Raw genomic sequence first — 24,065 nt, 5'->3', positions numbered from 1 at the left:
CTCGACAATTTCGCGCGACCTGCAAGCAGTCGCCAGCGGTGTGGAAATCATCCCAGGGCCGTTTCCATCCCGGTTCACGTCGGCAGGAACGCCAACGCGATCCCCGAGGCCGTGCTCGCCACCGCCGCCCCGAGCAGACTCATCAATACGCCGTGCGAGGCGTCGTTCATCGCCAGATCGCTCCGGAACGCGATCCACAGGCGGCCGGCGGAGACGATCATCCACGCCAGGCACACCAGCAGCACGAACCAGAGCAGCCAGTTCAGCAGCTGCATCAGCGGTTGCAGCACTTCGGCGGGCATCTGCTTGTAGGCAAGCAGTTCCGCCGCCGACATTCGCACGGTGGCCATCGGGTACATCAGGTTCCGATGACGGCGTTCATGATGGTGCCCGCGCTCGTCGCGACGACGCCGCCGATCATGGCTCCGGCCACCATCTTCGGCGATTCGAGCCCACCACCGGTCCACTTCTCCCACGCGAATTTGCCACCCGCGTAGGTGATTCCGCAGATACCGGAAAGCAACACGAACCAGGTGAGGTAGCGGACCAGCTGCAGGATCTTCTCCGAGCCAGGAGGCGCCTCCGGTGTCGGGTTACCGACCTGAGCCAGCACAGTGCCGTACGTGTCCTGCACGGCGAGCAGAATCATGCTCATCGGCTGCCTTTCTTGGTAGTGATGGTCAACGGTGGCCCTCCTCGAAAGATGCGCTGCTGTCCAGGTTTTCACGCACGACCGCAACGATATCGGCTCCGAGTTCGCGGATCTCCAGCGGAACTTCCTCGAGCGGGTCGATCCTTTTCTTCTTCGGCGGCACCTCGTCGCCCGGGTGCCAGATCGGCAGGCTCTCCGGTTCGACGAGGGTCCACTCCTCGTACCACGGGACCTGCCACACCTGACCGGCCAGGGAGCCGACCACATCGCGATAGCGGCGGATCTCGGCAGGCATACGGCCGGGGCGGGCCGCGACGGTGATCAGTCCGAGGACCTCACTGGAACCTGCGAATCCCGAATGATGTTGGCGCAGTAGGTCATGTGCGCGGGTGAGTCCGGCGATGGTCTCCCTGGCCACCAGGACGACGAAGGGTGACTCGCGGTCGAAGACGCCGGGCCAGCGGCGGCCCGCATCGGCCGCGGGCGCAAGCACCCGTGCGAGGGTGCTGGCTCCGGCACCGCCGTGCACACCCAGCAGCCAACACAGCGGCGCCCGGCCGACGCCGGGTACGGGACGGTCCCAAATGGGCGCGCGACGAGACTCCGGTGGGGCGACCACACCGGCCTGGGCGGCTTGGGACTGACGACGAAGTTTCATGGCGGCCGTCATGATGCCACTCCGGCGAGCAGCCGCCCATAAGCCCGGCGCGTCTCCGAAGCCAGCGACGCGTGGCGAACGAGTTCACCGCGTGCCAGATGCGGATCGTAGGGAATTTCCCTGATATCGCGGACCCAGCCGGAAAGGTGTTCGCGCAAATGGTCGGCAACATGCGAGTCCGCGCCAGGAAGCTGGTGCGAGACAACGATTGTGGTATCGCCGACGATACCGCCGCCCTGCCCCTCTGCCGAGTCGCCGAACTGGTCGTCGAGCCATTCCAGGGTCACCCGCAGCCGATTCGCGGCATCGGCCCGCGCCGGAATGGCAAGTATCAGAGCGACATCCGCGTCATCCAGCAGGGGCCGCAGCTGCCGTCCGGCAATCGGGTTGCCGCCGTCGTAGACAGCGGTGTACCCGGCGTCATAGATCGCGCGCGCGACTGTGAGATATGTGGCACGCCGCCGCAGCGGCGCGGCGTCGCGCCACAGCAGTCCGATGCCCGAACTCGCCTGCGACAGACACTCCTTCAACGGCGCCGGTTCATCGTCGCCGCGCCCGTACAACCACGATTGGAGGCTGATCGGATGCAGGTGTTCATCGGCCCCGCGCAGCGCCAGATCGCTACCCGCCGCCGTGGCGTCCACCGCGACCGTCGAGGTGCCCGTCATACCGAGTTCACCGGCCAAACCCAATGCCGTGGTCGTGGTTCCCGCACCACCACAGCCACCGACCACCAGAATCGAACGCTGCGCCGGTTCCGCGGCGTCGTTGTCACCGCGCTTACGCCGCAGACGCACCACCGGAGCCTTCGAAGGCGCGTGCCGGTCCGATGGGTCACCCGAATCGGGCGCCTCATCGAGCCAGCGGCTCCAGTCGTCTCCCATCGCTATCAGCTCTCCCTGTTCATCCGACCGCGATACTCGAAATGAGCGTCCGGCCGTCGACCACCGCCGTGGTCACGGTCTGCATGTTGTACGTGGCGGGCGCGCCGCCGGGTCGGTACTCGGTGATCTCGACCGAATACCGGTTGTCGGTGATCGTCTGGATTCGCACGCAATGCGTGGTGCCAAGCGGAATGGTGTCGATGCCGTGCTGAATCACCGTGGCCGAGGAGATATTCGAATCCGGTGCGACCAGCGCCCGGACCTGCTCACCGGAGCGTTCGACGTAGTAGGCGTATTGGAATGCCAGGATGGCGTCCGGCCCGGAGCCCGTGCCACCGGATTCGGCGCTGCGCACGACGCGGTCACCACGTTCGGTCGGGCAATCGGCGATGCCACGGGATTGGACACTGCCCGCGGTGAATTGCATGGAGGGCACGACCGGCGCGGCGGCGCGATCACCGGACGAGCGCAGGAGGAACAGCGCGCCCGCGGCGGCCGCGGCCAACAGCAGTACGGCCACGACGAGCACCACGATCACCCGAGTCCGGCGCGCGGCCGGATGATCGCGCGCCTCCTGACGCAGCGCGCGCGTCGCGCGTTCGGACCGTTCGCGCGGAACGTCGGCGTAGTCGTCCTCCGGCCACGGGAACCGTACAAGTTCACCGTCACGCGGAACGACGTAGTCGTCGTCGGGACCGGGGGCGCGTCCGGCCACCCAATCCGACCACCCACCGGTGAATTCGCTGCGGTTGGACGCCAGATCGGCGGGCACCTCGTTGCGCGCACGCATCTCGTCGGGATCCTCTTCGCGAATGTAGTGCGGATACCGGGGCGCACCGTCCTCGTCACCGGGTTCGCGCAATCCCGGCTCGTCGGGCTGCGAGGCCACCACCTCGGTCTCCGGCTCCAGTGTGCCGTACCAGCGCGACAGCTGTTTGTACGACTTCAACATTCCCCCATTCCCACAGAGCGAGGCACGTACATAATCGGACCCTCTCTGCGATCAGTTCGTGGAGAACGGGTAGGTGTTGTTCAGGGTGCCGGGTACCACGGTGGGCGGAGTCGACGTCGCGCCGCCGGATGAGGTGCCATCGGCTCCTGTCCCGAACGGAAATTGTCCCGTACCGGACGAATTCGGCGTAGTCGACGCGCCGGAACTTTCTCCGAAGAATCCAGTGCTCGATTTCGAGCTATCACCGATAGGCACAGCTCCGCTGCCGAATTTATCGGCCAGATCGTATGCCACCGCGGCAAACCAGTCGGCGACGAATCGAGTGGGCGCGTCACCGGTGGCGGTGACCGCGGCCGTGCTGTATGCGCCGTGGCGCTGCACGGTATCCCAATATCGCACCCAGGTGGTCAGATTGAGCAGTTCGCTGTTATCGGTGATGTTCTGCACGACCGCGTCGAAGGCCTGGCCGACCAGCCGGGCACCGGTCGTGGGCGGCACCAGCTGCGGAATCGCACCCAGCAATTTCGTACCGAACAGCAGGATTCCGGAGACCGGATCGGTTAGACCCGCGGTGGCGAGTTGGCTGATATCGGCCGAATTGATAACCGACTTGACCACCGCCACGACCGCGTTCAATCCGATCATGCCGACCTTCGACAACGCATGCAGTGCCGCGGGCATATTCACCGGCGTGCGCGGATCGGCGGCATCGGCAAGACGCTGCGAAATCGACTTCTTCGGTGAAATAGACAAATTCGCGAGAGTGTTGCCCTGGACGTCTTCGTCGACGACTTCGGTCGCGGTCTTGATCGATGTATACGCCAGCGCCTGGGAAATCGACACCAGTGACGCGATCGGATCGCCACCGCTCAGTTCGGACTGACCAGCGATGGACGCCACGGCTTTGAGGATCGGCGCGCCCTCGGGCGCATCGCACGCGAGATCGCCTGCGGCACAGAAACTCGCGACACGTCCGGTCAGCGCGGCGAAGTTGGGGGCCTTATCGCGTTCCGGACCGATACCGCCACCGCGCGCGGGCTCCTGTGGCAGTGCCGCGATGGATGCGATCCGGTCCCCCGATGTGCCCGGCGCGGGATCCGGGGTCGCCTTGCCCGGCGAGCCGGGAAACAGCGGGGCACCGGAATTGCGGGTCGGATCGGCGAACAGTGCCACCGCTGCGACCTTCTCCGGCGGTATCACGCCGTGGCCCTGGCCGACCTCCTGGGCGAACATCGAGGCCACATGCGCGCCTTGCGAATAACCCACGATCGCGAAGCGGGTCCCGGTGCAGCGGGCCGCGACATCCTGGGCCATCGAGCGCAGCCGGATCAGTCCGCCGATCACCGACTCCGCATAGGACACCGTGCCACCGACGGTAGCGCCACCGAAGCCGGATTCGTATGGGACATAGGCGCGGTCGACCAGACCGGGATCGGCCTTGGCGAGCATCGGCAGGAAAACCGTGGAGAGCATGCCGGTATCGGTGGTCGGCGCGGCATCCGGTGACGATTCGCCGGTGCCCTGAATTCCCAAGGCGTACAGTGCCGGACAGGTTCCGATCGTGATGTTCGTCGTCGGACCCGCGGAATCGGACGGTTCCGCCACGGCGGTCCCTGCGGTCGCCACAGCAACGGCGAATGCGATCAGCATTCCCGAGATCCGTGCCGTGTAGCTCACCATAGCCATCCGCAATCAATTCGTGTTGCCGCAGCTAACCTAAACGCCATGAAACGCAATAGACCGTAACAGATTCCGGCTCCTACTGCGGCTGCGACGAAAAGTTTGCGCGAACCGCCGAGTGGCGCATGGCAGCTCACGGCGCGCCATCGTGGAATATCCGACAAGTTTCCGGCGACGAAAATCGTCCCGCAACCCGTCGGCGACCCTTCGATGATTCGAATCATCAACCTGGACATCGCATTCCGGCGGATCACCGAACCGCGCGGACACGCAACCGCAACGGCAGGTTGCCCAGCAGCGTGCGCCGATGCCTCGTGTCCAGCGCGGTTGACGCAGCGGTCTAGGTGGCCGAGGTCACCCGGTAGACGTCGTAGACGCCCTCCACATTGCGCACCACATTCAGCAAGTGGCCGAGATGTTTGGGATCGCCCATCTCGAAGGTGAACTTGCTGATCGCGACCCGGTCACCGTGCGTGGCGACCGAAGCGGACAGGATATTCACCTTCTCATCGGCCAGCACCTTGGTCACATCCGAGAGCAGCCGGGTGCGGTCGAGTGCCTCGATCTGAATGGCGACCAGGAAGACCGAGGACGGCGATGGCGCCCACTCCACGTCGATGATGCGCTCGGCCTGTTCGCGCAGCGAACCGGCGTTGGTGCAGTCGGTGCGGTGCACGCTGACCGCACCGCCGCGGGTCACGAAGCCCATGATCTCGTCACCGGGAACCGGGGTGCAGCACTTGGCGAGCTTGGCCACCGTGCCCGAAGCACCGGGGATCAGCACCCCGGCGTCACCGGTCACGCGCTGCCGGCTCGGCGTCGTCGACGGGGTGGAGCGCTCGGCGAGCTCGTTCTCCACATCACCGATGCCACCGAGCTGCGCCATCAACCGCTGCACGACGTGATGCGCGGACACCTGATGCTCGCCGACGGCGGTGTAAAGCGTGGAGATATCGGTGTAATGCAGTTCGTGCGCGACGGCGGTCATCGCGTCCACGCTCATCAATCGCTGCAGTGGCAGCCCGACGCGGCGGACCTCCTTGGAGATCTGCTCCTTACCGCTTTCCAGGGCCTCTTCGCGGCGTTCCTTGGCGAACCACTGCCGGATTTTGGCCTTGGCGCGCGGCGAGACCACGAAGTTCTGCCAGTCGCGGCTGGGTCCGGCGTTCTGTGCCTTCGAGGTGAATACCTCGACGACCTCACCGTTTTCGAGCTGACGCTCCAGTGCGACCAGGCGGCCGTTGACCCGCGCCCCGATGCAGCGGTGCCCGACCTCGGTATGCACGGCGTACGCGAAATCGACCGGAGTCGACTTCTGCGGCAACGTGATCACATCACCCTTCGGGGTGAATACGAAGATCTCCGGTGACTTCAGGTCGAAGCGCAACGACTCCAAGAATTCGGCCGGGTCGGCGGCCTCCCGCTGCCAGTCGAGCAGCTGACGCATCCACGCCATATCGTCGACTTCGGTGGAGTCGTTGGAATGCTTGCCGCGGGTCTCCTTGTAGCGCCAGTGCGCGGCGATGCCGAATTCGGCGGTGCGGTGCATGTCCTGGGTGCGGATCTGCACTTCCAGCGGCTTACCGTCGGGACCGACGACCGTGGTGTGCAGCGACTGGTAGACCCCATAGCGCGGCTGGGCGATGTAGTCCTTGAATCGGCCCGCCATCGGCTGCCACAGCGAATGCACCACACCGACCGCCGCATAGCAGTCGCGCACCTCGTCACACAGTATGCGGATGCCGACCAGGTCGTGGATATCGTCGAAGTCCTTACCCTTGACGATCATCTTCTGGTAAATCGACCAGTAGTGCTTCGGGCGCCCCTCGACGATCGCGTTGATCCGCGACGCCGCAAGTGTATTCACGATCTCCGCGCGTACCCGCGCCAGGTAGGTATCGCGCGATGGCGCGCGATCGGCGACCAGGCGCACGATCTCGTCGTACTTCTTCGGGTGCAGGATCGCGAACGCGAGGTCCTCCAGCTCCCATTTGACCGTGGCCATACCGAGGCGGTGCGCCAGCGGCGCGATCACCTCGAGGGTTTCCTTGGCCTTCTTCGCCTGCTTCTCCGGGGGCAGGAAGCGCATGGTGCGCATGTTGTGCAGGCGATCGGCCACCTTGATCACCAGCACGCGCGGATCGCGCGCCATGGCGATGATCATCTTGCGGATGGTCTCGGCCTCGGCGGCGGCACCCAGGTTGACCTTGTCGAGTTTGGTGACGCCGTCGACCAGATGCGCGACCTCGGCGCCGAAATCCTCGGTCAGCTGTTCGAGCGAATAGCCGGTGTCCTCCACGGTGTCGTGCAGCAGCGCCGCGACCAGCGTGGTGGTGTCCATGCCGAGCTCGGCGAGGATATTGGCCACCGCGAGCGGATGGGTGATGTAAGGGTCACCGGACTTGCGGAACTGGTGGGCGTGGCGCTCGTCGGCCACGTCGAAGGCGCGCTGCAGCAGCGTGAGATTCGCCTTCGGATACAGCTCGCGGTGCACGCTGGCCAGCGGTTCGAGCACCGGTTTGACCGCCGCGATACCGCGCTGGCCGGTCATGCGCCGGGCCAGGCGGGCGCGCACCCGCCGCGAGGCGGAGGTCGGGACCGCCGCCGCGGTCCCCGGCTGCCGCACCGGTACGGCGTCGCCGCTCGGCTGCGGTTTCGGCGTCGTCACAGCCGGGGTGGCCGCACCATTCGACTGCGGGGCGCCCGCCGATTGCTCGACATTCGCCTCGCCCAGATGCTGAGTCATGCCACCACCTCTCCGCGCCGCGATCGGACCACAGTAGCCGAACGCTGCAACCGCCCAGACCACAACTTTAGTCCGAGCGCAGGTCACCTGCCCGACCCGAGGTTGCCGAGTCGGAAATGCCCCTTGTGCGCGGATGAATCGCGGCGCCCGGATCGTCTGCGGGGTTAACGAACGCCAACCTGCGAAAAGTGCCCCCTATCTGCTGGTAAAGGGTTCGACGGGCTGACGGAGGCGGGATCGGCCGTCGAAGTCCGGGTCGAGGGGGGCGTTGAAGATATCCAGCACGGTCGGGGTGATATCGACGAGAGAGAAGCTGGAACTGGTCGCGCCCGCGAGGAAGTTCGGGCCGCGGGCGATGACGAAACTGCTTGTCTCGTCGGGGGTTTGACCGCCGTGGCCGCCCCTGGGCCGGTGGCCGTGGTCGGTGGTGACCAGGATGGTCCAGCGTTCGGCGGAGTTGGCGCGGGCGCGGGCGTCCACAGCCGCGACTATGCGGCCGACGAGTGCGTCGATGCGGGTGATGGCGTCGCGGTACTCACCGGACGCGCCGCCGTGCTGGTGACCGGCGCGGTCGACCTGGTCGAGATGGGTGAAGAGGAAGTCGGGGGCGTATTTGGTGACGGCGGTGACGACGCTGTCGGTGGTGGCGGCGTCGGTGGCGCTTTCGTTGTCGTCATCGGGGATGAGCGGGGTGGAGATGACGACGTCGGCGCGCGGATCACCGCTGGCCGTCATGGTGGCGATCTGATCCCAGGTGGCGATGGACTGGGTTTTCAGGGTCGGATCGTGGCGTTCCAGGCGGGTGAAGACCGTCGGATATTTCGCGAACGGGGTGGCGTCGAAGTTGTTGTCGGTAATGCCGTGTTTGCTGCCCCAGACGCCGGTGAGCACGGTCGCCCAGGACGGGCCGGAGATGGTGACGTGCGGCGCGATGGAGGTGCGGCCGAGGGTGCCTTCGGCGCTGAGCCGCAACAGGTTCGGCGCGCGCACCTCCTCGATCTTGCGGTACATCGTGCCGTCGAGTCCGATGAGGACGACCTTGTCGGCATGGGTGGCGGCCCGCGCGCGGCCGGCGGCGAGTGCGGTCGAAACGGCCGCCACGGCAACGGCGCCGGAGAACAGTTGCCTGCGTGCGAGGTACGTGGTCGCTGCGGTTCGCGCGCTCATATCCCGAACGATCCGGTACGACAGGGCCCCTTCGGTAGCGCACCGAGTGAGTGTTCATGGACGTTTCATCAGCCTCGCCATCGCCGGTCGCCTTGCTGAACAACCACTGAACTGTCGATAGCCGATAGCTATTCACACTGTTCACGGATGCGTATCCGGGAGGTGAACAGAAACCGATCGACACGCCGGTCGGTGAGCCGCCGAAGATCCACGAGGTGCACCGGGTCTCGCCGCGGACCCGAGGGTATTTTCTACCGCATGACGATCGCCCGGTCGCTGCTGCTGTTCGCCCTTGCCGCACTCGCCGAGATCGGCGGGGCCTGGCTGGTCTGGCAGGGCTGGCGTGAACATCGCGGCCTGCTCTGGATCGGCGCCGGCGTACTGGCACTCGGCGCCTACGGGTTCGTCGCCACCTTCCAGCCGGACCCGAACTTCGGCCGCATCCTGGCCGCCTACGGTGGCGTCTTCGTGGCGGGCTCGCTCGCCTGGGGCATGATCGTCGACAAATTCCACCCCGACCGCTGGGACTATCTCGGCGCCACGCTCTGCCTGCTCGGCGTGGCTGTCATCATGTACGCCCCACGCGGCTGACCATGTCGCACGGAAGGCATTGGTGCGGTGGGCTATTCGTCGGCGGCGAAGGCCCAGACGGCGGCGGGGCGGCCGGTGGCCTTGACGCGACGGCGTTCGGTGGTGCGTTCCAAGCCGGGGATGGCGGCCAGGGTGCGGTTCAGGTTCGCCGGGTCGGGGCGAGCGCCGAGGACACTGGAGCTGAGTTCGACTGCACGGGTCGCCGGGAATTCGTCACCGGTCAGCGCTCTGGTGAAAGCCATATCCTTCCAGAGCAGACGGGCCAACAGCGCACGCGCGGCATCGACGATGCGATTGTGGTCGAAGGCCAATTCGGGTACCGCATCGAACGAAACCCACTGCGCGGGGCCATCGTGTGGCCCGATCACCGCCCACATGGCAATGGACAGCGTCGGCCCGCGCGGGTCGCGGTTCGGCTCGTCGAAGGTCACCAATTGCCCGACTGCCCCGATCGCGGACTCCGGCACGCCCAACTTGGTGTACACAGCCCGCCGCGCCGCCGAGACCAACCGCTCCCCCCGCCCGAGCAGCACCCCCGGCAATGCCAACCGCCCGGTGAACGGCGCCATCTCCCGCGGTGCGATCCCCACAGTCACCCCGGCATCGTCGGCCCAGAACCGCAATGCCACCACATCAACCGAAACCACGGATTGCTCCACGCCAGCCCATCCTGCCCCACCCCGGGCGGTCCACACGGAGTGGCACACCGTCGAGCCACCGTGTCCCGTTGCGCAGCGGTGCGGTCGCGCGAATACACGCCGGTCGCCGCGCCGGTTCACTCGAGTGCATCCCGTCTGTCCGTATCCCATGTCAGCACTTCCTCTCGCGAGCCGCGTTTTAGTTCAGAAGACTAAAACTAGGCTTCGTCAAGAATCCGCTGGTCAGGACCAAGATCAGCGAGCTAACCGGACCTGCTCAGGCTCCTTGCCGCTCGCGCTTGCGCGCTTCACGCGCCAGTGCCCGGTCGCGCTGCTCCTCGAACTTGAGCACATCCTTGCCCAGCTGCTCCAGAAATAGGCCGAGCTCCTCGCGGGCTTGTTCGCCACGGGCACCGAAGTCGTTGCGCTCGAAGATATTCCACTTGCGCAGCACCGGCGTGATGACCTCCTCGAGGTGCTGGCGCAGATCGTAGATGCCGTGTTTGGCCATCAACACGCTATTGCGACGCCAGTTCGGCATGCCCGCGCCCGGCATCTGGAAGTTGCGGATGATCACGGAGATCGCTGCCAGCGCTTGATCAGGGGCCAGGTCGATGGCAGCACCGCACAGGTTGCGGTAGAAGACCATGTGCAGGTTCTCGTCGGCGGCAATGCGCTGCAGCATCCGGTCGGCGACCGCGTCATTGCAGACCCGGCCGGTATTGCGGTGACTGACCCTGGTCGCCAACTCCTGGAACGTCACGTAGGCGATACCGGGCAGGAATCCGTGGTCGTCCACGCCCGTCGGGTGCAGCACCCCGGTGGTCATGCAGTCCATCCGGTCATGTTCCAGAGCCACCGGGTCCACGCCACGAGTGACGACGAGATAGTCGCGCATGACGGTCCCGTGCCGGTTCTCCTCGGCGGTCCACCGCCCTACCCAGGTACCCCAGGCGCCGTCCTGGGAGAAGGCTTCGGCGATCAGTCGGTGATAGGACGGCAGATTGTCCTCGGTCAGCAGATTGGTCACCATCGCGGCCCTGGCCAGTTCACTCAACTGGGATTGCGCTGGCTCCCAGTCGATTCCGCCCATCTCGGCGAAATTGCGGCCTTGATCCCACGGCACGTACTCGTGCGGGTGCCAGTCCTTGGCCATCGATAGGTGACGGTTGAGATTTTGTTCGGCAACGGGTTCGAGTTCGGTCAGCAACTCCAGCTGTGTCAACGTTCGTGTCACGATCGGATTCCTGTCATCGGATCAGGGGCTCTCTTCCAGGGTGCCCCGATTGCCGGTCCGTCGAAATCCCCTGCGACGAATTCGCTCGCCGGAGACACAACGGCTCACTACTGGCTAATCGCGAAAATGGACCGATCCGGTATCACCGCGGACGGCGTGACGAACAGTGACGCTGCGGGTCCGCTGTACATCGAGGTCGCGATCCAGCAGACCCGATCCGCATCGACGACCGGGTGCTCGCGCAGCGCCTGCACGGCAGCGACCGCGTGTGGCAGGCATGCATCGGTCATGGTGAAGGATTCCAGCCCCGCGACCGCACCGGCATGCGTATGGGCGACCTTGTCGAGACGCGATACCGGGGCTGGCCAACCCCAGGCAATATCCGTGAGCGGCATGTTCGAGCCCGTCGTCAAATCAGCGTCGAAGGGTCCCCCGGCTGTCCAACGCGGCGACCGGAGCTCGCGCGCCGTACCTGCTGAGCCCGATCCTGTTTCCGCTGGCCCAGCCACAGGAGAGCCACGGAACGTGAGGCCGACCGGGTACGAGTGACTGTCCCGCGACGGGCTCAGGCGGTCGAGACCAGAGCCACCGCGCCGACCGTCTCGACAATGCAGTAGAACCAGTTGGGATAGAAGGCAGTTCGGTCATCGAGCACCGCGGATGCGATGCGGCCGAATGCCATGCCACCCAGTGCGACACCGATGGTGACCATGATTCCGGTACGCAGGGCCCCGTCGTTGGTTGCCGCGACCGCCAGCATCGCCGCCATCGCGAGACCGAACCCGCCATAGACGGCACGGACCTCGTAGCGCGCCTCGGCTTGCTCGAGACGAATGCCGAAGGGGCTGATCAGCGCCGCGGGAGCCGCGAGGGCATACACACCCATCGCGAGGAAGAACACGCCGACGACAATATCGACCGCAATTGCCAAGGGAACCTCCTGTTCGAGTCGGAAGGCCAGCTTGCTCGGCCAGAGCGGGTAACCGCTTCCACAAACGTGCGGTCAATCCCCGTTGTAGCGCAGCGAGCGCCAAGCCTCGATCGCCCAATCCAGTTGCGTCCCGGGAACACTGATCGTGACCAGCAGCAATTCACCGTTGCGGCGACTGGCGATCCCCTGCACACCCACCTCGGCACCGTCCTCCGAGGGCAACCACCATCCGTCACCGGGCCCGCCGCTGACTGGTTCGCCGCGATGACCCGCGGTCGCGTTGGCACCGTATTGCAGCATCGCGGCCGGCGGCGGCCCGGTTTTCGAATCGCCGACGTGCAGGATGGTGATCTCGATCTGGCGGGTGCCATCCCAGGCCCACCACCGATCACCGTCCCAGCCGTAGGTGAAATCGCCGGGAATCTGCAAGCTCCACCCGGATATCGGTGTCGTGTGCACCGGGCGTCGGCGGTAGCCGAGCGGCACCGGGACCGCGGTGGCGGCCCGCGCGGGCAGATCGGCGGGCGCACCCGCCGCGGTCGCGCCAGAAGCACCCGCCAGCAGCAACCGTAATTCGTGCCAAGCCGCCCACGGCAGCTCCAGCGCAGCGTCCAGCCGGTGCGCCTCGGCCAGCAGTGCATCGGCCTGGTGCAGTGCGGGCATGTCATCGGCATCCGACGGCGCTCGCCAGCGCACGTCGTTCCACATGATGCCCATCGCGGTATTGCGAATCGTGGGTGCGGTCCACCCGTCCTCCCACCACGGGAAGAATGCGCGCGCGGCCGCCTCGTCGCCATCGCGTACGGACCGGAACCAGTCGCGATCGCGCGGCCCCAACCAACTCGCGGCCAGCCCGTCGTAGTCGAAACGGTCACTGCCGAGCGACAATCCGATCGAAACCCAGGCGCCCTCCGCCGGCACCTCGGTCAGCACCGTCTCCGCGAGACTGCGAATCCACACCAGATAATCGCGTTCGACCTCGGCGCGGTCATCGCCCAACCCGAGCGGATCCTCGGTCCCCTCGTCCCACACGATGTCGAATCGCCGCCCCATTTCGTGCAGCACCGCCGCGACATGCCGGTGGTAGCCGGGACCGGCCGACGCACAACCCGCGCTCACCACCACCTGACCGTGTGCCGCACGCAGATCGACCGGTTCGGCCGCCGGATGCAACACCGCCAGCAGGCGATCTCCGGAGATCTCCACCGATTTCCGCAACGGCGCGGACGTGGCGGTCCAGCCGACCCGCGCACCGGCGGGGCCGGTCCGCAACCACTCCCCCACCTGATCGAGGAAGTCCGCGGTGGGCGCGCGGCTTACCCCCGCCGCGTGCAACTCGATTCCCATGGATACACATCCTCTGTCCGCGTTCCGGCGGCGAAAGTCAGGACCCTACACCTACACTGCCGACGTGGACCCGGTGATGCGGACCCGGGCGATCTGCCTGGCACTGCCCGAGAGCAGGGAGCGGCCGTAAATCGGGCACCGCGGCTGGATCGGTGTGATCCCGATCGGACGGAGAGCACCGAGATCATTCACCACGCACACCGGGAGGTCGGGCCGAAAAGGCTGGTGGCCCAGCTGGACTGACGGCTACTGCTCGACGAGCCGACGACAGCCGTCTCGCCCGCCGGGCAGGCCTGCCGTATCGAGCCAGCGTTCGAGTTGGCCGAGCTGCCAGAGATCATCGATCTCCACCAGTACCGCGAGGAACGACAACTGGGCGGCGGACAGCTCCGATCCGACACCGATCCGATCCGGAAAGGCTCTGTGCAGGAAGGAGATACAGTCGTAGTGCACGGTGCTCGGATTGGCCGCCCACGCCGCCTCGATCGCGGCGGGCAAGAGCGTCTCGAAATCATCGACCCGGCTGACGAGTTCACGAATGACATCGTGGCGGAGCCAGCCGTCCTGTCCGGGCAGATGGCGATCGAACCACCGATCGATGAGCTCCGGATGCTCCAGCGCGGCCAGCAGTTCATCGGTGGCGCGCTGCTCGGCGGCGAATGCGGGCGCCAGCGCGGCGCAGGTGCGCACGCCGGGATGCACATCGGCGAGAAGTTGTTCCGGACGACCACCATTGAGGCCGGAAATCCGCGCGGCGGTGGCTCGTTCGACCGGATCCGACATGGCCGGCGCGATCTCGTCCAGCCGCTGCAACAGCACGACCCGCTTGTCGGCATGGACCGGATGCGCGGTGAGTTCGATCAGCGCCCGCAGCGCTGCCATGCGCACCGCCACATCCGGATCGTCGACCAGCGGCTCGACCGCATCGATCACGCCGGGCACGACCGCGCGACAGGCGATCTCATCCCTGGCCCGCATCGCCGCGCGGAATACGTGGTCATCGATGGCCGCCAGCAAACCCGGCGGCGTCGGAACATGTTCCACCAGCAGGGCATTCGCCGGATCAGGCCCCAGTTCCAGCAGTCCGGCACGCCGATTCGCTTTGACGCGCTGCAGATCCTCCTCGGTGCGGCCGGGTGGATAGGCCTCGGCATACAGCTGCTCATCGGAGATTCCCGAACAACACCCCAGCGCGAAGACCTCGAGGTAGTCCAGCAGCGCGACCCGCAACGGTCGCGGGCCGGGATCCCACGGCAGTATGTCCTCGACCTTCATCACGGTATGCGGGCGCGCCAGCAGTTCGGCCACGATCGCGACGAACGGCGCGGTCGCGGAGTACACACTGCCCTGATGCAATAGCGCGGCGTCGAGGTAGCCGACCGCGTCGATACAGGCTTCGGCGTCGCCGTCGAGCAGCGCCCGCAGGTGCGCCGGGGCATCCGCCGCCGGGCCGTAAGCATGTTCCAGTTCGGCCCAATCGATATCGGCTATCGCCCGTAACACCGGATCCATCGGATTGATCATGCTGCAGCCGAGCACGTCGATCAACTCGAGCGAAACACTTGCGTTACCGAGCGGACCTACGGTGCCGATTCCAGATGATCGCCGATCAGCATGGTTCCCGGTCCGCGCTGCGCACCGGGACCGTGCCGCCAGTACACATTGTCGGCGGTGAGCGGCGCGCCGCAGTCACGGCAGACCACCACCCCGGATGTCGGATGCCCGCAATCGCGATGCACGACCAGCGCGGGCGGCCCCGCGGGCCCGGCGAGCCATTTATCACCCCACGAGATGAGCATGGTGAGCACCGGATACAGATCGCGCCCCTGCTCGGTGAGCACATATTCGTGGCGCACCGGATTCGTCTGGTACGCCCTGGCCTCGACGATCCCATCCTGCCGCAACGCATCCAGACGCGCGGTCAGGACATTGGAGGCTATGCCCAGATCGCGGCGGATGTCCTCGAACCGGTTCACTCCGACGAACAGGTCGCGCAGGATCAGCGGCGTCCACCGCTCCCCGACCACGTCGAGCGTTCGCGCGATCGAGCACACAATGTCGGACATGGCAGCTTTGGGCACCCGCCCATCCTAGTCCATTGCTTTTTGCAAGGTACTCCGATACGTTGCGAAGCGTCGAAGGAAACCGCATATGAAGGGGTGATCGAGACGATGCCGGATGCTGTGGCGCGGTTCCGCGAGGCGACCGAAACCAGCGATTTCGATGCGCTGATGACCACCCTCGCCCCCGATGCCGAGTTGACCTCGCCGCTGTCGGGCAGGTTGGTCTTCCGCGGTCACGCAGATCTGCGCATTCTGCTGACCGCGGCGTACGGCAGCCTCGGCCGACTGCGCTGGACCGAGCAGATCGGCGCAGGTGCGCGCCGAGTCCTGTTGGCGGAGGCGGCCGTCGGACCGTTCCGGATGACCGAGGCCATGGTCCTCGAATTGGCCACCGACGGCCGCATTCGCCGACTCGAACCACATCTGCGACCATGGCTCCCGCTGACCCTGCTCGCAGTGCTGCTGGGGCCGCGCCTACTTCGTCACCCGAGCGTCATGCGGCGCGCGCTATCCCGCTTCGACCAGCCCGTCGCCGGTTAGTTCGAGACGCCTCGTCACCCCGATATCGTCGAGGAAACGGGGGTCGTGACTGACGACGATCAGAGCGCCCTCGAAGTTGGCCAAGGCCTGGGTGAGGTGGTCGAGGCTGGGCAGATCGAGGTTGTTGGTCGGCTCGTCGAGCAGCAGGAGCTTCGGGGCCGGATCGGCGAGCAGGAGCAAGGCCAGGGCCGCGCGGAGGCGTTCGCCGCCGGACAGGGCCGACGCCGCGACGTCGGCGTCGGCACCGCGAAACAGGAACCGGGCCAGTTGGGCTCGGATCTGTTCGGCAGCGGCGTGCGGTGCGGTCGCGGCGACATTCTCGAAGACGGTGCGCTGTTCGTCGAAGATGTCGAGGCGCTGCGGCAGCATCCGCCACGGCACCTGTGGTGGTGCGGCGGCAATGCGGTGCAGCAGTGTGGTTTTGCCAGCGCCGTTGCGTCCGGTCAGCGCGATCCGCTCCGGGCCGCAGACCCGCAATGTCACCGTCGGACCGCAAGCCAATTCGACCTCCTCGATATCGATGACGTCCTGGCCCGGGTAGAGCCGGGTGTCCGGTAGGTCGATCCGGATCTGCCGGTCGTCGCGCAACAGATCTTCGGCCTGCTGCAACTGTTCCTTCGCGGTGTCCAGCTTTTCGATGTGGTTATTGCGCAGCTTGCCCGCCGACACCTGCGCCGCCCGCTTGCGTGCACCCATGACGATCTTCGGCTCGCGTTTGTTCTCGTACATCTTCTGCCCGTAGCGCGCTCGGCGATCGAGTTTGATCCGCGTCTCGACCAGTTCCCGCGACTGTTTGCGAACGTCACTGCGCGCGTCCCGGATCGCGGCGCGCGCCACCTCCTGCTCCGCTTCGATGATCCGCTCGTATTCGCTGAAATTGCCACCGAACAAACGCAATTCACCCTGGCGCAGTTCGGCGATGGTGGACATGCGCTCGAGCAGCTCGCGGTCGTGACTGACCGTGAGGACGGTGCCGGAGAACTGAGCTACGACCTCGTAGAGGCGTTGGCGGGCAACGTGATCCAGGTTGTTGGTCGGCTCGTCGAGCAGCAGCACATCCGGATCGCGCAGCAGCTCGGCGATCAGGCCGAGCAGCACCGTCTCGCCGCCGGAGAGGGTTTCGAGGCGACGGTCCAACTGTTCGGTCGAATCGGCGAGGTAGTGCAGGCCGAGCCGACCGAGCAGCGCGATGGCACTCTCCTCGACATCCCACTGCGCGCCGACGACCTCGAAGTCGGATTCGTCGCCGACGCCGGATTCGATGCGGTGCAATGCCTTTCGCGCTTCGTCGATGCCGAGCACCGTGTCGACGCGCTGGCCGTCGCCGAGTCCGAGATCCTGACGCAGATAGCCCAGCCGCCCGGTGACCGTGATCGAACCGCGCGCCGGTGGCAGCTCACCCGCGATCAACCGCAGCAGCGTGGATTTGCCCGCGCCGTTGCCGCCGACCAGGCCGACGTGGCCGGGTCCGAGCACCGCATCCAGACCGTCGAAGACGGGGGTGCCATCAGCCCAGGAGAAAGTGAGATCGGAAAGAGAAAGATTGGTCATGTAAACCCCAGAGGTTGCGCGGGAATGCGGCGCACAGGATGCGGGCCGCCCGAGTGGCTACCTCATGAGAGCAACGACATGACTCCGATCAACGGGGATAAGACCCGTCTAGATTAACCACATCCACGGATGTTGTGCCACTGATATTCGAATCACGTTTCGCCTGAACGCGGCGGCGGCTCCGAGCCGCGCCAGGATTCGCACTCCTCGCACCCATTTCGGGTCGCGGAGCAGACATGATCGTTCGACGTCTCGACCGGAAGGGCAGCACCGGCCGCGGACAACTGCCCGGCCACCACCAACTCATGGATTCGCCACGCCTGATCCGCTCCTGCCCCCTTGCGGCCCATCCGCAGCGATACATCATCCACAGCATCGACGGTTCGATCCACGTCGTCCGCTCCGCTTGAACGGATTCACGAAAGTTCCACCGGCGACCGCGGGTTCGGCGATCTGCGGCGAATATGCCTGATAGACAACTACTGTCGCGTCATCATACGAAGCCCGAATCCGGCGCATCGGCGCGGAAACAACCACCCGGCGAGCCTGGCGGCCGGCAAACCACAGACGAGCGACCTAGATGCGCACCACCGAGGTCAGCGGATAATCACCTTGGCGATCACGTCCGTTGAGGAAGCCCAATTCCAGAACGACTGCGGCCGCTATGATTTCGGCGCCGGCGGCCTGGAACAGATCCGCGGCGGCAGCCAAGGTGCCACCGGTGGCCAACACATCGTCGAGCAGCAGAATGCGCCGCCCCTTCAACTCGACACCGTCTGCGGGAATCTCGAGCGATGCGGTGCCGTACTCGAGACTGTATTCACGCGAGATGACCGGCGGCGGCAACTTCCCGGCCTTGCGCACCGCCAAGACACCGGTGCCCAGCGTCGCGGCAACGCCGGCTCCGATGATGAATCCGCGAGCGTCGACGCCCGCGACCAAGTCGGCATCGGGCGCGCACGCCGCGAGGCAGTCGATAACGGCGCGGAAACCCTCCGGATCGGCAAAAACAGGCGTGAGATCGGCAAAGCGAATGCCGGGAGAGGGGAAATCGTCGCGCCAGCGGGTCAGGCGTTCGACCACTTCGGCCGCCTTACCTGTCCGCTCGGCTAGAACGTCGTCCGATTCCACCGCAGCGTGCTTGCTCATCGACACCTCTCCATGGTTACTCACCCACCAACACCTGTCACCGCTTCAACACCCAGCGGTCCATGTTCCAGCCGGTGCCCGCCTGGGTGGGACCGGCTATGCCGTTCTGCAGACCGTTGCCGAATGCGATGGTGCGAGGCGTGACGAACAACGGAATGCTCGGCATCTCCGCCCACAGCAGGTTCTCGGCCTCGGTGCGCAGATTCAGCGTTGTGGTCGAGTTGTCGTCGCCCGCAAGCTGATCGGTGATCGAATCGTAGCGGCCGTTACCGAAGCGACCGAAATTGAGCCCGCTACCGGTGCGCAACGCACTGGTAGCGGCCACACCGGTCTGGGATCCGGCCGGACCCGGCGCCGATGCGGTGCTGCCGAGGACGGCGTCGACTTTGCCCTCGGTGAGCTGGGACGGCGTGAAATCGGGGGACCCGGCGTCCACCACATTGATACCGGCCGGTTTACATGCGTCCGCGATCATCTGCACGGTCTGCGTGCGCCGATCGTCCGGCTGCACATATCCGATCCGAATGGTCGGCTTCGCCGCACCGGCGGCCGCGGCCGCGGCGGTGGCATCACCGCCGCGGTATTTGTCGGCCGCACCGATCACATTCGGATAGAACAGCGAATCCTGCTGTGTGATACGGGAATTCAGCACCGCGGTGCCGAGTCCGATCTTCGGTGCGTCCTTGGCCCTGCCGAGCTTGTCGAACAGGTCCTGCCGCGGCACACAGAATGCGAAACCCCGCCGTGCGTCGGCGGAAGCGAAGACTCCCGAAGTACCCAGCACCAACTGCTCGGCACCGCGCGCCGGGACGGTTCGCACCGAAAACCCACCCAGATTGATGTCTTTCACCGATCCGGCGCCGATATCGACGACCCCGACCGCATTGTCGCCGACCTTCGCCTTCAGATCGGCGGTCTTCGGATACACCACGATCCGCCCGGTCTCGGGCTTATTGCCCCACCAGCGCTTATTGGCTACCAGGACCAGACCGTCCTCGGCGGAGTAGGAATCGATCCGATACGGACCCGACGAAGGGAACCGCGAAGAATCGATCTTGTCCGTGCCGATCGTCCACCCGTTGTTCCAGAAGTCGGCGATCCGCTGCAATGCGGCCTGATCACCGGACTGCACGGCCGTCACCACATTCGGCACGTTCGCCACCCGCGCCGCCACATGCGCGGGCATCAACTCACCCGCGGTGAACAGGTTGCGCCATGGCAGGTAGTGGTGGTCGGCGCGGAATACGACGGTGGCGTCCTTGGATCCGGGCTGACAGTCCACCCGCTCGATATCGGCGTAACCGGCGGTGCTCGCGGCATCGAACAGCGGAACCTGGCCGGGCTTGTTGTAGCGGCCACTGCGCGCGGCCCAGGCGAGCACCAGATCGTCACATGACGTCGGCACCCCGTCGGAGTACACCCCGTCCGGATTGAGCCGGTACTGCACCGTCTGCGCCTCACCCGGCACCTCTTTCGCGGTGCCGACATCGGTGTCCGCGACCTGCTGACCGTCCGGTCCGGTGTAGAAGAACCCGGTCAGCACCCGCGCGAACACCGCATCCGAACCGCTGCTCGCCCCGAGCGTGGTGCCGCCGTTGTAGCTGGCGATCACCGCGTCGACGGCGTAGCCGATGGAGGGTACTTGGTTCTGGCTGGAGCACCCGACCACCACCGTGGCCGCGACGGTGCCCGCAGCCACCGCTTCGATCAGACGTACCGCTAGCGACTGCTTCATATGTGCAAACCCCTGCCGTCGGCTGTCAGTGCCTGCGCTTGTTTCGCTTTCCGCTCGGTCGGGCGCCCGGACGCGGAGTCTGTCCGGCTTCCCGCACCGGACGCGCACCCAGCTCCCGGCCGGTCGCCGCGATCGCACGCCGCTCGGCCTCCGCGCCCGCACGCGCCGACGCCAATCCGGCCCGCTTGTTGAGCACCTTCTTGGTGTGTACCGCGACCGGACCCCACCGCTCCTTGATCGACACCAGCAGCGGCACCGCGAAGAAGATCGACGAATACGCGCCGACGATCATGCCGACCAACTGCACCAGCGCGAGATCCTTCAGCGTGCCGACGCCGAGCAACCACACCGCGATCACCAGCATGCCGACAATCGGCAGAATGCCGATAACCGTGGTGTTGATCGAACGCATCAACGTCTGGTTCGCCGCGAGATTCGCCTGTTCGGCATAGGTACGCCTGCTCGTATTGACCACACCGCGGGTGTTCTCCTCGACCTTGTCGAAGACGACGACATTGTCGTAGAGCACGTAACCGAGGATGGTCAACAGACCGATCACCGCGGCCGGTGTCACCTCGAAGCCGACCAGTGAGTAGATCCCCGCCGTGACGATCATGTTGAAGAACAGCGACGCGATCGCCGCGATCGACATATCCCGTTCGAAGCGGATCGCGATATAGACCATGGTGAGCGCGATGAATACGACCAGCGCGATCACCGCCTTCTTGGTGATCTGGCTGCCCCAGGTCTCGCTGATCTCGGCGATGCTGATGGCATTGCGCGAGACGTTGCCGTCCCTGTCCTTCGGCTGGAAGGCGTTGAACAGCGCGGTCTGCAGCGCGTCGGTCTGTGCGGCACTCAGCGTGTCCGAACGGACCTGGATCGTCTCTGCCGAGCCGGACCCGACCTTCTGCACCGTCACCGGGGCGTGGCCGATGGTCTGGGAGTAGATGTCCTCGACCTTCTGCGTGGTGGCCGTCCCCGCCGCGGGCATCTGGATGCGTGATCCGCCCGCGAAATCGATGCCGAGGGTGAATCCGCGAATTCCGATGCTCAGCAACGAGATCAGCACGAAGGCCGCGGTCAGCGCATAGTAGAAACGCCGCCGACTGACGATCTTGAATCCGCCGGTACCGGTGTAGAGGCGCTCGAAAACGCTGTGCTTGGGCGTCTCGAAATCGTTCACCTCATCGGCGAACGGCTCGAGGGTCGAGTTCGGCCCACCCGTCACCGGACCGCCGCCCCTCATGGAATCGCTACGCGATGCTGTACTCATCGTGCCGTCTCCTTAACCAGCGCCTCGCCGGCCCTGCGCTCCCTGGCCACTTCCTGAATCGCACCGAGCCCGTTGACCGACGGCTTCGCCCAGAACGACGAGCGCGAGGCCAACATCATCAATGGCGCGGTCACCAGATAGAGCACGATCACGTCCAGGACGGTGGTGATACCGAGCGTGAACGCGAAGCCCTTCACCTGACCGGCGGCGAGAATGTAGAGCACCACCGAGGCGATGAGGCTGACGGTCTTACCGGAGAGGTTGGTGCGCTGAGCCCGCTGCCAACCGCGCGGCACGGCCGAACGGAAGCTGCGACCCTCGCGCATTTCGTCCTTGATGCGTTCGAAGAACACCACGAAGGAGTCGGCGGTCAGACCGATACCGATGATCAGACCGGCAATACCGGCCAGATCCAGTGTGAATCCGATCCACCGGCCGAGCAGCACGATGATGCCGTACACCGCGACACCCGAGGCGATCAGCGAGAATCCGGCGAGGAAGCCGAGCATCCGGTAGTAGAGCAGGCAGTACAGCAGCACGACCGCGAGACCGATCGCACCCGCGAGCAGACCCGCGCGCAGCGAGGACAGACCCAGTGTCGCCGAAACCGTCTCGGCCTCGGAGGTCTGGAACGACAGCGGCAGCGAACCGTACTTCAGGGTGTTCGCGAGTTCCTTGGCGCTGGCCGCGGTGAAGCTGCCGGAGATGGTGGTGCGACCACCCTGCTGCGGCCCCGACTGCACAACCGGCGCGCTGACCACCTTGGAGTCGAGCACGAATGCGACCCGCTTGTTGATGTACTCACCGGTCAGCGAGGCCCACGCATCGGAACCACCGGATTTGAATTCGAGGTTCACCTCGTGGCGCGCCTGCTGCTGGTTGAGTCCGGAGGTGGCGTTCTTGATCTCCTGGCCGTCGATGCGGCTCTTGTCCAGCAGGAAGATTTCCTTGCCGTCGGTGGAGCAGGTGACCAGCGGCAGATTCGGATCGTCGTTACCGGCGAGCGGGTCGGACTTATTGCAGTCCATCGCGGCAATCGCGGCCTGCTGCACCGCGGGATCGGCGCTCTGCCTGGTCGCCTTGGCGTCCGCGATCTCCTTCTTCGCCTGTTCCTGCGGCGTCAGACCGCCGGGCGGGGCCGGCGGCGAGGTCGGGGCCTGCGCGGGGAAGACGCGCGGCTGCGGGGTCGACTCCGCAGCGGGTGCGGACTCCGTGGTCGGCGTCGCCTCGGTGGTGGGCGCGGGCTGGGTCGGCACGGCGCCGTCGGGGTTGAGCTGGGTGGTGTCCGGAACCGTGCCCGGCGTCGCCGTCCCCGCGGTACCCGACGTCTGCGACGATGCCTTACCACCGACCGCGGGCACCGCCGACAGCACCGGCCGGATGTAGAGCTTGGCGGTCGTCGCCAGCGCCTTGGCCTGGCCACCGTCGTCACCCGGAACCGTGATCACCAGGTTGTCGCCGTCGATGACGACCTCGGAACCCGAGACACCGAGGCCGTTGACGCGGTTCTCGATGATCGTCTGCGCCCGGCGCAGGCTGTCCTGGCTGGGCTTGCTGCCGTCGGGGGTACGGGCGGTCAGGGTGACGCGGGTACCACCCTGCAGGTCGATGCCGAGCTTGGGGGTCGGGGAATGGTCACCGGCGAAGAACACCAGCGCATAGATCACGGCCAGCAGCACGGCGTAGACGCCGAGCAACCGGAGCGGATGCGCCGATCCCTGGGAAGGTGGCACAGTTCGTCATCTCCTAGGCGGAAGTCGAAGGTGGAACGGTCGGGCGCGCACGGCCGGGCACCCGGACGGATGGCCCGCGGCGATCTGCGCGCGCGGGCTGGTCCTTTCGAGCGGCCTGCAAGCAGTCGCTACGGAGGCCAGCGGAACCGGTCAGTCCTTGGTCAGCCGGGTTTCGGTCTGCTCCGCGGACTCCTCGACGGGACCGGTCTCGGCCTCGTCGGTCACGGTCTCATCCGTGGTTTCGTCCTCGGTGCGCACGTCACGGATGGCCTGACGCAGCCAGGTGGTGATGACGTCCTCGGCGATCTCGAGATCGACCGTGGTGTCGTCGAGATCGACCACGGTGCCGTACAGACCCGACGTGGTGGTGACCTGATCGCCGACCTTCAGGCTTTCCTGCATGGTCGTGACCTTCTCGGCCTCGCGCTTCTGGCGACGCACACCGAGGAACATGGGCACGAGCAGGGCTACCAGTAGGAGCGGAAACAGAAGTTCCATCGTCGAAGTCAGTCCCTAGTCTGTGGGTGGTAGTGGG

Annotated in this window: 25 protein-coding genes; 2 read left to right on the top strand and 23 right to left on the bottom strand. The window is 65.9% G+C overall.

The window, feature by feature from the left end:
• Positions 1-74: 74 nt before the first annotated feature.
• From AB0L58_RS01640 to AB0L58_RS01605, 8 genes are all read right to left on the bottom strand, one after another.
• Positions 75-350 (bottom strand): hypothetical protein, encoded by a 276-nt coding sequence (locus AB0L58_RS01640; protein ID WP_245567243.1) that lies wholly within the window; start codon positions 348-350, stop codon positions 75-77.
• Between the two features lie 8 nt (positions 351-358).
• Positions 359-655: a hypothetical protein gene (locus AB0L58_RS01635; protein WP_040692318.1), complete on the bottom strand. Its 297-nt coding sequence runs from the start codon at positions 653-655 to the stop codon at positions 359-361.
• Positions 656-680: 25 nt separating this feature from the next.
• The gene (locus AB0L58_RS01630) at positions 681-1,322 is read right to left on the bottom strand and encodes a DUF6668 family protein (protein WP_364379232.1); all 642 of its coding nucleotides are present in this window, start codon (positions 1,320-1,322) and stop codon (positions 681-683) included.
• A complete protein-coding gene (locus AB0L58_RS01625) occupies positions 1,319-2,194 on the bottom strand; it encodes a hypothetical protein (RefSeq protein ID WP_364379229.1) in 876 nt (291 codons plus the stop codon). Before AB0L58_RS01625 ends, AB0L58_RS01630 begins: the two co-directional genes overlap by 4 nt.
• Positions 2,195-2,213: 19 nt before the next feature.
• Positions 2,214-3,146, bottom strand: coding sequence for a hypothetical protein (locus AB0L58_RS01620; RefSeq protein WP_364379226.1), 933 nt, complete (start codon positions 3,144-3,146; stop codon positions 2,214-2,216).
• Between the two features lie 51 nt (positions 3,147-3,197).
• Positions 3,198-4,826 carry a cutinase family protein gene (locus tag AB0L58_RS01615; protein WP_364379223.1) on the bottom strand — a complete coding sequence of 543 codons (1,629 nt, stop codon included), beginning with the start codon at positions 4,824-4,826 and terminating at the stop codon, positions 3,198-3,200.
• Positions 4,827-5,166: 340 nt separating this feature from the next.
• Positions 5,167-7,572 carry a RelA/SpoT family protein gene (locus AB0L58_RS01610; RefSeq protein ID WP_364379220.1) on the bottom strand — a complete coding sequence of 802 codons (2,406 nt, stop codon included), beginning with the start codon at positions 7,570-7,572 and terminating at the stop codon, positions 5,167-5,169.
• Positions 7,573-7,767: 195 nt separating this feature from the next.
• Entirely contained in the window at positions 7,768-8,739 is a 972-nt protein-coding gene (locus AB0L58_RS01605; protein WP_364379217.1) for an alkaline phosphatase family protein, read from the bottom strand.
• Between the two features lie 258 nt (positions 8,740-8,997).
• Here AB0L58_RS01605 and AB0L58_RS01600 point away from each other — a divergent pair, with 258 nt between their 5' ends.
• Entirely contained in the window at positions 8,998-9,330 is a 333-nt protein-coding gene (locus tag AB0L58_RS01600) for a YnfA family protein (RefSeq protein WP_364379214.1), read from the top strand.
• A gap of 32 nt (positions 9,331-9,362) precedes the next feature.
• Here AB0L58_RS01600 and AB0L58_RS01595 read toward each other — a convergent pair whose 3' ends face one another.
• The 7 genes from AB0L58_RS01595 to AB0L58_RS01565 all read right to left on the bottom strand — a co-directional run bounded on the left by AB0L58_RS01595 (position 9,363) and on the right by AB0L58_RS01565 (position 15,564).
• A complete protein-coding gene (locus tag AB0L58_RS01595; RefSeq protein ID WP_364379211.1) occupies positions 9,363-9,989 on the bottom strand; it encodes an NUDIX hydrolase in 627 nt (208 codons plus the stop codon).
• 256 nt (positions 9,990-10,245) lie between these two features.
• Positions 10,246-11,205, bottom strand: a complete 960-nt coding sequence (locus AB0L58_RS01590; RefSeq protein ID WP_364379208.1) for an acyl-ACP desaturase — start codon at positions 11,203-11,205, stop codon at positions 10,246-10,248.
• Positions 11,206-11,312: 107 nt separating this feature from the next.
• On the bottom strand, positions 11,313-11,600 hold the full coding sequence (locus AB0L58_RS01585; RefSeq protein ID WP_364379206.1) for a hypothetical protein: 288 nt from the start codon (positions 11,598-11,600) through the stop codon (positions 11,313-11,315).
• Positions 11,601-11,770: 170 nt separating this feature from the next.
• A complete protein-coding gene (locus AB0L58_RS01580; protein WP_364379203.1) occupies positions 11,771-12,136 on the bottom strand; it encodes a DUF4345 domain-containing protein in 366 nt (121 codons plus the stop codon).
• Positions 12,137-12,208: 72 nt separating this feature from the next.
• On the bottom strand, positions 12,209-13,483 hold the full coding sequence (locus tag AB0L58_RS01575) for a hypothetical protein (protein ID WP_364379200.1): 1,275 nt from the start codon (positions 13,481-13,483) through the stop codon (positions 12,209-12,211).
• A gap of 246 nt (positions 13,484-13,729) precedes the next feature.
• The gene (locus AB0L58_RS01570) at positions 13,730-14,995 is read right to left on the bottom strand and encodes a hypothetical protein (RefSeq protein ID WP_364379197.1); all 1,266 of its coding nucleotides are present in this window, start codon (positions 14,993-14,995) and stop codon (positions 13,730-13,732) included.
• A gap of 68 nt (positions 14,996-15,063) precedes the next feature.
• The gene (locus AB0L58_RS01565; protein ID WP_364379194.1) at positions 15,064-15,564 is read right to left on the bottom strand and encodes a helix-turn-helix domain-containing protein; all 501 of its coding nucleotides are present in this window, start codon (positions 15,562-15,564) and stop codon (positions 15,064-15,066) included.
• Positions 15,565-15,654: 90 nt separating this feature from the next.
• On the opposite strand from AB0L58_RS01565, the gene AB0L58_RS01560 reads away from it, so the two are divergent.
• On the top strand, positions 15,655-16,086 hold the full coding sequence (locus tag AB0L58_RS01560; RefSeq protein ID WP_364379191.1) for a nuclear transport factor 2 family protein: 432 nt from the start codon (positions 15,655-15,657) through the stop codon (positions 16,084-16,086).
• Here the strand turns inward: AB0L58_RS01560 and AB0L58_RS01555 are convergent.
• The 8 genes from AB0L58_RS01555 to yajC all read right to left on the bottom strand — a co-directional run bounded on the left by AB0L58_RS01555 (position 16,054) and on the right by yajC (position 24,028).
• Entirely contained in the window at positions 16,054-17,637 is a 1,584-nt protein-coding gene (locus AB0L58_RS01555; protein WP_364379188.1) for an ATP-binding cassette domain-containing protein, read from the bottom strand. The two genes, AB0L58_RS01560 and AB0L58_RS01555, sit on opposite strands and share 33 nt — an antisense overlap.
• An 88-nt stretch (positions 17,638-17,725) precedes the next feature.
• Positions 17,726-18,013, bottom strand: a complete 288-nt coding sequence (locus tag AB0L58_RS01550; RefSeq protein ID WP_364379185.1) for a hypothetical protein — start codon at positions 18,011-18,013, stop codon at positions 17,726-17,728.
• On the bottom strand, positions 18,001-18,156 hold the full coding sequence (locus AB0L58_RS01545; RefSeq protein WP_364380161.1) for a DUF4291 family protein: 156 nt from the start codon (positions 18,154-18,156) through the stop codon (positions 18,001-18,003). Before AB0L58_RS01545 ends, AB0L58_RS01550 begins: the two co-directional genes overlap by 13 nt.
• Positions 18,157-18,213: 57 nt before the next feature.
• A complete protein-coding gene (locus tag AB0L58_RS01540; protein WP_364379182.1) occupies positions 18,214-18,786 on the bottom strand; it encodes an adenine phosphoribosyltransferase in 573 nt (190 codons plus the stop codon).
• Positions 18,787-18,823: 37 nt separating this feature from the next.
• Positions 18,824-20,521, bottom strand: a complete 1,698-nt coding sequence (locus AB0L58_RS01535; protein WP_364379179.1) for an ABC transporter substrate-binding protein — start codon at positions 20,519-20,521, stop codon at positions 18,824-18,826.
• A 25-nt stretch (positions 20,522-20,546) separates the two neighbouring features.
• Positions 20,547-21,797, bottom strand: coding sequence for a protein translocase subunit SecF (secF, locus tag AB0L58_RS01530; protein WP_364379177.1), 1,251 nt, complete (start codon positions 21,795-21,797; stop codon positions 20,547-20,549).
• Entirely contained in the window at positions 21,794-23,530 is a 1,737-nt protein-coding gene (gene secD, locus AB0L58_RS01525) for a protein translocase subunit SecD (protein WP_364379175.1), read from the bottom strand. Before secD ends, secF begins: the two co-directional genes overlap by 4 nt.
• 150 nt (positions 23,531-23,680) lie before the next feature.
• Positions 23,681-24,028, bottom strand: a complete 348-nt coding sequence (gene yajC / locus AB0L58_RS01520; protein WP_364379172.1) for a preprotein translocase subunit YajC — start codon at positions 24,026-24,028, stop codon at positions 23,681-23,683.
• Positions 24,029-24,065: the final 37 nt, after the last annotated feature.

This window comes from Nocardia sp. NPDC052112 (assembly GCF_040680135.1).
In the GTDB taxonomy this organism is placed as follows: Bacteria; Actinomycetota; Actinomycetes; order Mycobacteriales; family Mycobacteriaceae; genus Nocardia.
This window is presented reverse-complemented; position numbering and strand designations above follow the sequence as displayed.

Excerpts from the sequence above, each read along its gene's own strand:
- AB0L58_RS01640 (WP_245567243.1), bottom strand. The coding sequence starts at position 350 with ATGGCCACCGTGCGAATGTCGGCGGCGGAACTGCTTGCCTACAAGCAG.
- AB0L58_RS01635 (WP_040692318.1), bottom strand. The coding sequence starts at position 655 with ATGAGCATGATTCTGCTCGCCGTGCAGGACACGTACGGCACTGTGCTG.
- AB0L58_RS01630 (WP_364379232.1), bottom strand. The coding sequence starts at position 1,322 with ATGACGGCCGCCATGAAACTTCGTCGTCAGTCCCAAGCCGCCCAGGCC.
- AB0L58_RS01625 (WP_364379229.1), bottom strand. The coding sequence starts at position 2,194 with ATGGGAGACGACTGGAGCCGCTGGCTCGATGAGGCGCCCGATTCGGGT.
- AB0L58_RS01620 (WP_364379226.1), bottom strand. The coding sequence starts at position 3,146 with ATGTTGAAGTCGTACAAACAGCTGTCGCGCTGGTACGGCACACTGGAG.
- AB0L58_RS01615 (WP_364379223.1), bottom strand. The coding sequence starts at position 4,826 with ATGGTGAGCTACACGGCACGGATCTCGGGAATGCTGATCGCATTCGCC.
- AB0L58_RS01610 (WP_364379220.1), bottom strand. The coding sequence starts at position 7,572 with ATGACTCAGCATCTGGGCGAGGCGAATGTCGAGCAATCGGCGGGCGCC.
- AB0L58_RS01605 (WP_364379217.1), bottom strand. The coding sequence starts at position 8,739 with ATGAGCGCGCGAACCGCAGCGACCACGTACCTCGCACGCAGGCAACTG.
- AB0L58_RS01600 (WP_364379214.1), top strand. The coding sequence starts at position 8,998 with ATGACGATCGCCCGGTCGCTGCTGCTGTTCGCCCTTGCCGCACTCGCC.
- AB0L58_RS01585 (WP_364379206.1), bottom strand. The coding sequence starts at position 11,600 with ATGCCGCTCACGGATATTGCCTGGGGTTGGCCAGCCCCGGTATCGCGT.
- AB0L58_RS01575 (WP_364379200.1), bottom strand. The coding sequence starts at position 13,483 with ATGGGAATCGAGTTGCACGCGGCGGGGGTAAGCCGCGCGCCCACCGCG.
- AB0L58_RS01570 (WP_364379197.1), bottom strand. The coding sequence starts at position 14,995 with ATGGATCCGGTGTTACGGGCGATAGCCGATATCGATTGGGCCGAACTG.
- AB0L58_RS01560 (WP_364379191.1), top strand. The coding sequence starts at position 15,655 with ATGCCGGATGCTGTGGCGCGGTTCCGCGAGGCGACCGAAACCAGCGAT.
- AB0L58_RS01555 (WP_364379188.1), bottom strand. The coding sequence starts at position 17,637 with ATGACCAATCTTTCTCTTTCCGATCTCACTTTCTCCTGGGCTGATGGC.
- AB0L58_RS01550 (WP_364379185.1), bottom strand. The coding sequence starts at position 18,013 with ATGCTGTGGATGATGTATCGCTGCGGATGGGCCGCAAGGGGGCAGGAG.
- AB0L58_RS01545 (WP_364380161.1), bottom strand. The coding sequence starts at position 18,156 with ATGCGCCGGATTCGGGCTTCGTATGATGACGCGACAGTAGTTGTCTAT.
- AB0L58_RS01540 (WP_364379182.1), bottom strand. The coding sequence starts at position 18,786 with ATGAGCAAGCACGCTGCGGTGGAATCGGACGACGTTCTAGCCGAGCGG.
- AB0L58_RS01535 (WP_364379179.1), bottom strand. The coding sequence starts at position 20,521 with ATGAAGCAGTCGCTAGCGGTACGTCTGATCGAAGCGGTGGCTGCGGGC.
- secF (WP_364379177.1), bottom strand. The coding sequence starts at position 21,797 with ATGAGTACAGCATCGCGTAGCGATTCCATGAGGGGCGGCGGTCCGGTG.
- yajC (WP_364379172.1), bottom strand. The coding sequence starts at position 24,028 with ATGGAACTTCTGTTTCCGCTCCTACTGGTAGCCCTGCTCGTGCCCATG.